The sequence below is a fragment of the Streptomyces sp. NPDC056503 genome (assembly GCF_042794995.1).
In the GTDB taxonomy this organism is placed as follows: domain Bacteria; phylum Actinomycetota; class Actinomycetes; order Streptomycetales; family Streptomycetaceae; genus Streptomyces.
This window is the reverse complement of the sequence record NZ_JBHTST010000209.1, coordinates 1-9159: the sequence shown is the minus strand read 5'-3', so window position 1 is coordinate 9159 and position 9159 is coordinate 1. Positions and strand designations below refer to the sequence as shown.

Here is a 9159-nt window from a genome sequence, read left to right as displayed (position 1 = left end):
GGGCCGAGAAGCCCGCTCCCCGCGCGTCCGCGCGTGCGCTACGCTCACGCCTCGCCCAGGGTGTCATGTCCATGCCTGTCAGTGAGGAGATCCGCATGCGCGACTCCGTACACGGCTCCTACGCGGGACCGGTCCGGGCCTACGCCGCCGGGCGCTGCGTCAGCTGGGGCGGCATGATCGAGGCCGGCGTCGGCACGTACGCGTACACCAGCCCCTGGGGGCACTGCGGCTGACCGCCCCGGGCGCCCCCGCGCGCGGGACCGGCGCTACCAGGACTCCGCCACGCGCGCGTGCACCGCGAAGACCGAACCGTCCGGCGCCGTCCCGAAGATCCGCTCCCCGGCGACCAGCGGCGCCGGCACCTGCGTCGCGTACCCGAGCCGCCCGTTCTCCAGGCGCGGCCGGGTCTGCCCGACGACCGCGCCGCGCGCGGTGTCCACCGCGAACAGCCGTCCGTCCGCCGCGGAGAGGTAGAGCCGCCGGTCGGCGCCGAGGACGGGCACCGAGACGTTCGAGGCCCCCGTCTCCAGGTCCCACAGCCGGCTGCCCTTCTCCGTCGCCGTGTCGAGGGCGACCAGCCGCCCGTCCACGGAGAGCAGGTAAGCCACCGAGCCCCGTACGGCGATCCCGCCGAGCTGCATCCGCTCCTGGATCCCGATCCGGCGCTCCGAGCCCGCGTCCGGCCCGCTCCCCGGATCGTCCGGGTCGCCCGGCGCGAGCAGCACCAGCGCGTCGACCAGGTCGCCCTGGTAGCGCGAGGCCAGCACCAGCGTGCCGTCGCCGGTGCGGCCGACCGGGGTGGCGTCCCCCGTCACCACCCGGCTCCACACGAGTTCGCCGGTCGCCGGCAGGACGGCCCCGATCCTGCTGCTCCGCCCGTCCGCCGCCGTCTCGGAGACGGTGAGCAGCCCGGTCGGGGCGTCGTAGTCGCCGAGCACCGGCGCGTCGAACCCGGCCAGGCGGTGGGCCCACCGCCCGGCCCCGGTCCGCGCGTCGATCGCGCGCAGCGCGCCGCGGCCGTCGGAGAGGACCACCACCTTGCCCGCCGGGCGGAAGGTCTCGGGCACGTCCGCGCGCGCGGTCCAGCCGGGAGCCCCGTCCTCGACCGCGTACGCGCGCAGAGGGCCGGTCTTCGGCGCGGCGCCGACCAGCGGTTCCGTCCCGCCGGCCAGCGGCACCGGCGCGCCGGGCGGCTCGGACTCCACCGGCCCGGTCCGCTTCCACAGCACCTCGCCGGTCCTCGGGTCGAGCCGGGCGAGCGCCACGCCCCGGGCCGAGCAGTAGAGGGAGCCGGTCTCGTGCAGACAGGCGGGCGCGGCGGAGCCGCCGTGCTCCTGGAGCCGGGTGTGCCAGCCGTCGAAGGCGGTCGCCACCTCGGCGGGGTGGGCGGGCGCCTGCGCCGCGGGCCGGGCCGGCGGGCGCAGCGCGGCGTACACCCCGGCCCCGGCGAGGACGAGCACGACGGCGGCGGAGACCGTCAGGCGCGGGCCGAGCAGCGCCCGTCGGCGCCGCGCGGGCGGGGCGGGCGCGGCGGCCCGGGTCATGGTGTCGCCGGAGGCGTCGGCAAGGCCCTGGGGGAGGCCGTCGTCCCGCCCGTCCGGTGCGAAGGGTCCGGCGGGCAGCGCGGGCCGCCGCCGCTGGGACGGTATGAAGGCCTCGGCCTCGTACGAGGGCGGGAGCAGGGCCGCCATGATCTCGGCCGGCGTGGGCCGGTCGGCCGGCTCCTTCGCCAGACAGCGCGCGACCAGCGGGGCGAGCTCGCCGGGCACCCCGGTGAGGTCCGGCTCGTCGTGGACCACCTGGTAGGCCACGATGTACGGGCTGTCCGAGTCGAAGGGGCCGTGTCCGGTCGCCGCGTGCACCAGGACCGAGCCGAGCGCGAAGACGTCGGCGGACGGCCCGACCTCGCGCGGCCGCTGGAACTGCTCGGGCGCCATGAACGGCGGCGAGCCGATCAGCTTCCCGGTCTCCGTGTGCAGGTCGCTGTCGACCGGCCGGGAGATCCCGAAGTCGATGACCTTGGGCCCGCCGTCGGTGAGGAGCACGTTGCTCGGCTTGAGGTCGCGGTGCACCACCCCGGCGCGGTGGATGTCGCGCAGCGCCTCGGCGAGTCCGGCGGTCAGCCGGCGCAGCTCGGCGGGGGAGAGGGGACCGCGCTGGCGGACCTGGTCGGCGAGGGTGGGGCCGGGGACGTAGAGGGTGGCCATCCAGGGGCGCTCGGCGGCCGGGTCGGCGTCCACGACCGGTGCGGTGAAGGCGCCGCTGACCCGGCGGGCGGCGGCCACCTCCTGCCGGAACCGGGCCCGGAAGTCGGGATCCTCCGCATAGCGCGCGTGCACCACCTTCACGGCGAGCCGCAGCCCCGAGGGCGAGGAGGCCAGGTGGACGACGCCCATGCCGCCCGCGCCGAGCACCGCCTGCAGCCGGTACTCCCCGGCGTACTCGGGACCCTCGGCGTCCCGGTCGGCGTCGGTACTGCTCAACGGCGGCATCTCCCACCCCCGTGTGGTTCCGCTCCGTCCGCGCGCACGTGCGCGACGCGACGGAGCCTAGTCGATGGCCCCCGCGATGTCGGTGGGGCTTGCTAGCCTGCGCGCGTCGCACAGAGTGAAGCCAGGGGGAGAACAACATGGCGGTGAAGTACTACCCGGTCGCGCCGGGCTACCGGCTCAACGTCCGCTCCGGTCCGAGCACGCAGTACCCGGTGGTCCGGGTGCTCTCCGAGGGCACGACCGTACCGATCCACTGCCAGAAGCCCGGCGAGTGGGTCTCGGGGCCGTACGGCACCACCCGTCTCTGGGACAGCATCGCCGCGGGGCAGTACGTCTCCGACGCGTACGTGAGGACCGGCAGCGACGACTACGTCGCGCCGCGCTGCGCCTGAGGACCTTCGCCCCGGCCCCCGGGGCGCCGTACCGGGGATAATCGACCTCGTGAGCGAGGACAAGCAGCACCCCGGAACCGGCACGAGCGGACCCCAGCCCGAGGAGATCCGTTTCTTCGGGACGACCTGGGTCGATCACGGAGCCCACTACGGACTGCGGCGCGCCGGCCTCGCGGTCGGCGCGCTCGCCGCGGCCGTCGCGGGCGCCTTCGTCCTGCGCTTCGCCTACGAGGGGCTCGAACTCGCGGCGGTGGGCGGCCTCGTGAACACCCTGGTGATCCTGATGTTCGCGATCTGCTCGGCCATCGCCTTCAGCAAGACCTGGGAGGGCTTCGGCCGCCGGCCCGCCGACCAGGCCCGCGAGGACTCCCTCCGGAGCCTCAAGGCGATCGGCTTCATCGGCGTGCTCCTCGCCTACGCCCTGCGCTGTCTCGTGGAGGCCCCCGGCGAGAAGCTCCGCCGCGCCGAGTACGAGACGGCCCGCGCCCGCCACGAGAAGCGCCGCGGCACCCGCACCGGCAACCCGGCCGCGCGCAAGAAGCCCAAGCGTCCGTAGCGCCCGCCCGGGCGGGCGCGTGGATCCGGCCCCCGCGGTCCTTGACGCGGGGGCTTCTCCGTCCCCACTATTCATCACATGATGAATTATGACCACGGGGAGCCCGCCGACCCCGAACCCCCCGACCCGGACCCCGCCACCGCTCCCGCCGTCACCGCCCGCGGCCTCGCCGTCGTACGCGGCGACCGCACCGTCCTGCGCGGCCTCGACCTCACCGTCCCGGCCGGCCGCGTCACCGGCCTCCTGGGCCCCTCCGGCTGCGGCAAGACCACCCTCATGCGCACCATCGTCGGCACCCAGGCCAAGGTCACCGGCACCCTCACCGTCCTCGGCAGCCCCGCCGGCCACCCGGACCTCCGCCCCCGCATCGGCTACGTCACCCAGGCCCCCTCCGTCTACGACGACCTCACCGTCCGGCAGAACCTCGACTACTTCGCCTCCGTCCTCCTCCCCGGCCGCGCCCACCGCCCCGCCCGCGCCACCGCCGTCGAGGCCGCCCTCACCGACGTCGACCTCGCCGACCACGCCGACGCCCTCGCCGGACGCCTCTCCGGCGGCCAGCGCAGCCGCGTCTCCCTCGCCGTCGCCCTCCTCGGCAGCCCCGACCTGCTCGTCCTCGACGAACCCACCGTCGGCCTCGACCCCGTCCTCCGCCGCGACCTCTGGGACCTCTTCCACCGGCTCGCCGCCGACCGCGGCACCACCCTCCTCGTCTCCTCCCACGTCATGGACGAGGCCGAGCGCTGCCACCGGCTCCTGCTCATGCGCGAGGGCGGGATCCTCGCCGAAGGCAGCCCCGACGCCCTCCGCCGGCAGAGCGGCACCGACACCGTCGAAGCGGCCTTCCTCCACCTGGTCGACACCGCCACCCGCGCCGCCCACGAGGAGCCCCGCCCGTGACGACCGCACGCACCCTCGCCACCGCCGCCCGCGTCCTGCGCCAGCTCCGCCACGACCCGCGCTCGATCGCCCTGATGCTCCTCGTCCCCTGCCTGATGCTCTTCCTGCTCCGCTACGTCTTCGACGGAAGCCCGGGAACCTTCGACAGCGTCGGCGCCTCGCTGCTCGGCATCTTCCCCCTCATCACCATGTTCCTGGTGACCTCCATCGCCACCCTGCGCGAACGCACCTCCGGCACCCTCGAACGCCTCCTCGCCATGCCCCTCGGCAAGGCCGACCTCATCGCCGGCTACGCCCTCGCCTTCGGCCTCGTCGCCGTCGTCCAGTCCGTCCTCGCCACCGGCCTCGCCGTCTGGTTCCTCGGCCTCGACGTCGTCGGCTCCCCCTGGCTCCTCCTGCTGGTCGCCCTCCTCGACGCCCTCCTCGGCACCGCCCTCGGCCTCTTCGTCTCCGCCTTCGCCGCCTCCGAGTTCCAGGCCGTCCAGTTCATGCCGGCCGTGATCTTCCCCCAGCTCCTCCTCTGCGGCCTCTTCACCCCGCGCGACAAGATGGCCCCCGCCCTCGAAGCGATCTCCGACGTCCTGCCCATGTCGTACGCCGTCGACGGCATGAACGAGGTCCTCCACCACCCCGACGTCACCGGCGCCTTCGTCCGCGACGTCCTCGTCGTCGCCGGCTGCGCCGTCCTCGTCCTCGCCCTCGGCGCGGCCACCCTCCGCCGCCGCACCCCGTGACCGACCCTCGGACACCCCGCGCACCGGCCGCCCCGCCGGTGCGAGGATGACGACACGTACCCCCCTCCGGCGAGGTGAACAGAGCCATGACCCAGACCGTCGCAGTCCTCGGCACCGGCAAGATCGGTGAAGCCCTCCTCAGCGGCATGATCCGAGCCGGCTGGCGCCCCGCGCACCTCCTCGTCACCACCCGCCGCGCCGAGCGCGCCGAAGAGCTCCGCGACCGCTACGGCGTCGAGACCGTCACCAACGCCGAGGCCGCCAAGCGCGCCGACACCCTCATCCTGGCCGTCAAGCCCCAGGACATGGGGCGCCTCCTCGACGAACTCGGCCCCCACGTGGCCGCCGACCGTCTCGTCATCAGCGCCGCCGCCGGCATCCCCACCTCCTTCATCGAGGAGCGACTCAGCCCCGGCACCCCCGTCGTCCGTGTCATGCCCAACACCCCCGTCCTCGTCGACGAGGGCATGTCCGTGATCTCCGGCGGCAGCCACGCGACCCCGGAACACCTCGTCCACACCGAGGAGATCTTCGGCGGCGTCGGCAAGACCCTCCGCGTTCCCGAGTCCCAGCAGGACGCCGCCACCGCCCTCTCCGGATCCGGCCCGGCGTACTTCTACTACCTCGTCGAGGCCATGACCGACGCCGGCATCCTCCTCGGCCTGCCCCGCGCCCAGGCCCACGACCTCATCGTCCAGGCCGCCATCGGCGCCGCCGTGATGCTCCGCGACAGCGGCGAGCACCCCGTGAAGCTCCGCGAGGCCGTCACCTCCCCCGCCGGCACCACGATCAGCGCCATCCGCGAGCTGGAGAACCACGGCGTCCGCGCCGCCCTCATCGCCGCCCTGGAGGCCGCCCGCGACCGCAGCCGCCAGCTCGCCTCCGGTAACGGCTGACCTCCTACCGGGCCGTGCCCCCCAGCACGTCCTCCGTGGTCACGACCCGGGCGAACCGCCCGCCGTGCAGCGACACCGCCGTCGCCCGGGTCAGCTCCTCCGCCGTCCGCGACCAGCCGAACGGCCCGGCCAGGTCGAAGGTGTGCATCGCGTCCAGCGGGAACAGCACGTCGTACCCGAGGTTTCCGCCCATCCGGGCCGTCGTCTCGTTGCACATGTTCGTCTGGATCCCGACGATCACGACCTGCCCGCGGCTTCCGTCGGCGGCTCCGCCGCGGGCCGTCCCCCTCAGCCACGCGTCGAGATCCGGCTCCCCGTAGAAGGCGGAGTTCACCGTCTTCGTCACCAGCAGCTCAGGCCCGGCGCCCTTGCCCCGCCGCTCCTCGACGAAGTCCTGGAACCCGTTGCCCTCCGTACCCGGCCGCAGTGGCGAACCCTGCTGCACCGAGTCGTGCCGCACGAACACCACCGGCCGGCCCGTCTCCTGCCACCGGTCGATCAGGGCGGCCATGTTCTCCTCCGCCCCCGGGTTGTCCCGACGACCCCAGGACGGGTCCTCGAAGCCCTTCTGCACGTCGACGACGATCAGTGCCGCGTTCTTCTCGATCTCCATGGCCACGATCCTCCCGGGGCCGCGCCCTCCGCCCCAGAGGTCCGGAAGTCGGCGATCGATGGTTTACTGCCACCCCATGGCAGCCCCCCAGCGCATCGCCCTCCTCTCCTTCCCCGGCATCCGCGCCTTCGACGTCTCCGTCGTCACCGAGGTCTGGGGCACCGACCGCACCGGCCACGGCGTCCCCGCCTTCGACCTCCGCCGCACCGCCGCCGACCCGGCCGCCCCGATCCCCCTCCGCGGCGGCCTGAGCCTCACCCCCGACCGCCCCCTCGACTGGCTCGACGGGCTCGCTCCCACCGACCTCGTCCTCGTCCCCGGCATCGAGGACCCCGACGCCGACTTCCCGGCCCCCGCCCTCGACGCCCTCCGCCGCGCCCACGCCGCGGGCGTCCCCGTCGCCTCCCTCTGCGCGGGTGCCTTCGTCCTCGCCCGCGCCGGCCTCCTCGACGGCCGCCGCGCGGTCACCCACTGGCGCCTCGCCGAGACCCTCGCCACCCGCCACCCGGAGGTCCGCGTCGAACCCGAGGCGCTCTACATCGAGGACACCGGCATCTGGACCTCGGCCGGCACCGCCGCCGGCATCGACCTCTGTCTCCACCTCGTCCGTACGGCCCACGGCGCCGAGGTCGCCGCCACCGTCGCCCGCTCGATGGTCACCGCCCCCTTCCGCACCGGCACCCAGGCCCAGTTCATCGAGCGCCCCACGCCCAGGACCGACCGCGACGCGGACGCCCTCGCCGCCGTCCGCGCCCACGCGCTCGCCCACCTCGACCAGCCCCACACCATCGCGAGCCTCGCGGCCCACGCCGGCATGTCCCCCCGCTCCTTCGCCCGCCACTTCCAGGCCACCACCGGCACCACCCCCCTCCACTGGCTCATCACCCAGCGCGTCGCCGCCGCCCAGAGACTCCTCGAACTCACCGACCACCCCCTCCCCGAAGTGGCCCGCCGCGCGGGCTTCGGCAGCGAGGTCACGATGCGCCAGCACTTCGCCTCGCACCTCGCCACCAGCCCGCGCGACTACCGCGGCGCCTTCCGTCACACGGCGGGCAGCAGCCCGATCGCCCGGTAGGCCCGGTCGACCAGCGGCCGCGCCATCCCCCGGGCCCGCTCGGCACCCTCCCGCAGCACCCCGTCCACGTACCCCGGATCCGCCGCGAGCTCGGCATGCCGCTCCCGCACCGGCCGCAGCAGTTCGACGACCGCGTCCGCCGTGTCCTTCTTCAACGCTCCGTACGACTCGTATACACCGGCCAGCTCCTCCGGGTTCCCGCCCGTCGCCGCCGCCAACAGATCGAGCAGATTCGCGATGCCCGGCTTGGCGTCCCGGTCGTGGACGACCTCCCGCCCGCTGTCGGTCACCGCCCGCATGACCTTCCGCCGCACGGTGTCCGCGTCGTCGAGCAGATAGACGATCCCGGCCCCGTCCTCGTGCGACTTCCCCATCTTCGAGGTGGGGTCCTGGAGATCCATGACCCGCGCCGCCACCGCCGGCCGCGTCGCCCTCGGCACGGTGAACGTGTGCCCGTACCGCTGGTTGAACCGCACCGCCAGATCCCGGGTCAGCTCCACGTGCTGCGTCTGGTCCTCACCCACCGGCACCTCGTCGGTGCCGTAGGCCAGGATGTCCGCCGCCATCAGCACGGGATAGGTGAGCAGCGAGAGCCGCACGCTCTGCCCGGCCTCCCGCGCCCGCACGCTCTTCTCCTTGTACTGGATCATCCGCCGCAGCTCGCCGTCGGTGGCCGTGCACTCCAGGAGGTACGACAGCCGGGCGTGCTCGTCCACATGGCTCTGCACGAACAGCGTGCAGAGTTCCGGATCGAGCCCCGAGGCCAGCAGCAGCGTCGCCGCCTGCCGGCTCAGCCGGCGCACCCGGCCGGGATCGTGCTCCACGGTCAGCGCGTGCAGGTCCACCACGCTGAACAGCGCCTCGCCCTGGTGCTGGTCCACCTCGACCCACCGGCGTACGGCCCCGAGGTAGTTGCTCAGCGTCAGATGCCCGGTCGGCTTGACCCCGCTGAAGATCCTCGTCATCGCGTTCCGCTCCTTCTCCGTCCTGCGCCGGCCCGACGGCCCGGCTCCCGGAGGGGGATACGCGAACGGCCGCCGAGTCGGCGGCCGTGTGCATGCGTGAGTACGGGCCGCCGTCAGGCGGCCCACCACTGGGTGGTGTGCGCATGCGTAGTCATGCGGAGAGAGTACGCCCCAGGACCGGGGTTGACACGGGATTATGTGGTCCGTAGTGTTCTCCGAGTTGTCCAGCGTGAGCACCGACTCCGGTCGGCCCCGGACAGCGATTCCGCAAGAACCACCGAGCCTGACGGCCGCGATTCGTCGTGCCGTTCTGCTTTCCGTGCGCTTTTGCGAAATGAGGAATCCGCGTTCGAAGTTCGGACGCAGACCCCGATTAGCGTCGGGGCCGAGGAATCCGCTAATGTCTCACTCGTCGGAACGGCCCAACAGCCGCGAAGACAACCCCCTGACTGGGAATCAGACGCCGAAAGGATCTGATAGAGTCGGAAACGCCGGAAGGGCCCGGAGCGAAAGCGAAAGGGACCGGAAAGCACCGA

At 73.9% G+C, this 9159-nt stretch carries 10 protein-coding genes; 7 read left to right on the top strand and 3 right to left on the bottom strand.

Annotated features, from left to right (window positions below; all coding sequences use genetic code 11):
- Nucleotides 1–95: 95 nt before the first annotated feature.
- Entirely contained in the window at nt 96–233 is a 138-nt protein-coding gene (locus tag ACFQ8C_RS35405; protein ID WP_383465841.1) for a hypothetical protein, read from the top strand.
- Nucleotides 234–266: 33 nt separating this feature from the next.
- On the opposite strand, the gene ACFQ8C_RS35400 is transcribed toward ACFQ8C_RS35405, so the two are convergent.
- A complete protein-coding gene (locus tag ACFQ8C_RS35400) occupies nt 267–2492 on the bottom strand; it encodes a protein kinase (protein WP_383465839.1) in 2226 nt (741 codons plus the stop codon).
- Between the two features lie 137 nt (nt 2493–2629).
- On the opposite strand from ACFQ8C_RS35400, the gene ACFQ8C_RS35395 reads away from it, so the two are divergent.
- From ACFQ8C_RS35395 to proC, 5 genes are all read left to right on the top strand, one after another.
- Nucleotides 2630–2884: an SH3 domain-containing protein gene (locus ACFQ8C_RS35395; RefSeq protein ID WP_383465837.1), complete on the top strand. Its 255-nt coding sequence runs from the start codon at nt 2630–2632 to the stop codon at nt 2882–2884.
- 49 nt (nt 2885–2933) lie between these two features.
- Entirely contained in the window at nt 2934–3440 is a 507-nt protein-coding gene (locus ACFQ8C_RS35390; protein WP_383465835.1) for a hypothetical protein, read from the top strand.
- Nucleotides 3441–3518: 78 nt separating this feature from the next.
- Nucleotides 3519–4340, top strand: coding sequence for an ABC transporter ATP-binding protein (locus tag ACFQ8C_RS35385; RefSeq protein ID WP_383465833.1), 822 nt, complete (start codon nt 3519–3521; stop codon nt 4338–4340).
- Entirely contained in the window at nt 4337–5074 is a 738-nt protein-coding gene (locus ACFQ8C_RS35380; RefSeq protein WP_383465831.1) for an ABC transporter permease, read from the top strand. Before ACFQ8C_RS35385 ends, ACFQ8C_RS35380 begins: the two co-directional genes overlap by 4 nt.
- An 86-nt stretch (nt 5075–5160) precedes the next feature.
- The gene (gene proC, locus ACFQ8C_RS35375) at nt 5161–5970 is read left to right on the top strand and encodes a pyrroline-5-carboxylate reductase (RefSeq protein WP_383465829.1); all 810 of its coding nucleotides are present in this window, start codon (nt 5161–5163) and stop codon (nt 5968–5970) included.
- Between the two features lie 4 nt (nt 5971–5974).
- On the opposite strand, the gene ACFQ8C_RS35370 is transcribed toward proC, so the two are convergent.
- Entirely contained in the window at nt 5975–6583 is a 609-nt protein-coding gene (locus ACFQ8C_RS35370) for a cysteine hydrolase family protein (protein WP_383465827.1), read from the bottom strand.
- 76 nt (nt 6584–6659) lie between these two features.
- On the opposite strand from ACFQ8C_RS35370, the gene ACFQ8C_RS35365 reads away from it, so the two are divergent.
- Nucleotides 6660–7658, top strand: a complete 999-nt coding sequence (locus ACFQ8C_RS35365) for a GlxA family transcriptional regulator (RefSeq protein WP_383465825.1) — start codon at nt 6660–6662, stop codon at nt 7656–7658.
- Here the strand turns inward: ACFQ8C_RS35365 and trpS are convergent.
- A complete protein-coding gene (gene trpS, locus ACFQ8C_RS35360) occupies nt 7625–8623 on the bottom strand; it encodes a tryptophan--tRNA ligase (protein WP_383465823.1) in 999 nt (332 codons plus the stop codon). The genes ACFQ8C_RS35365 and trpS overlap by 34 nt on opposite strands.
- Nucleotides 8624–9159: the final 536 nt, after the last annotated feature.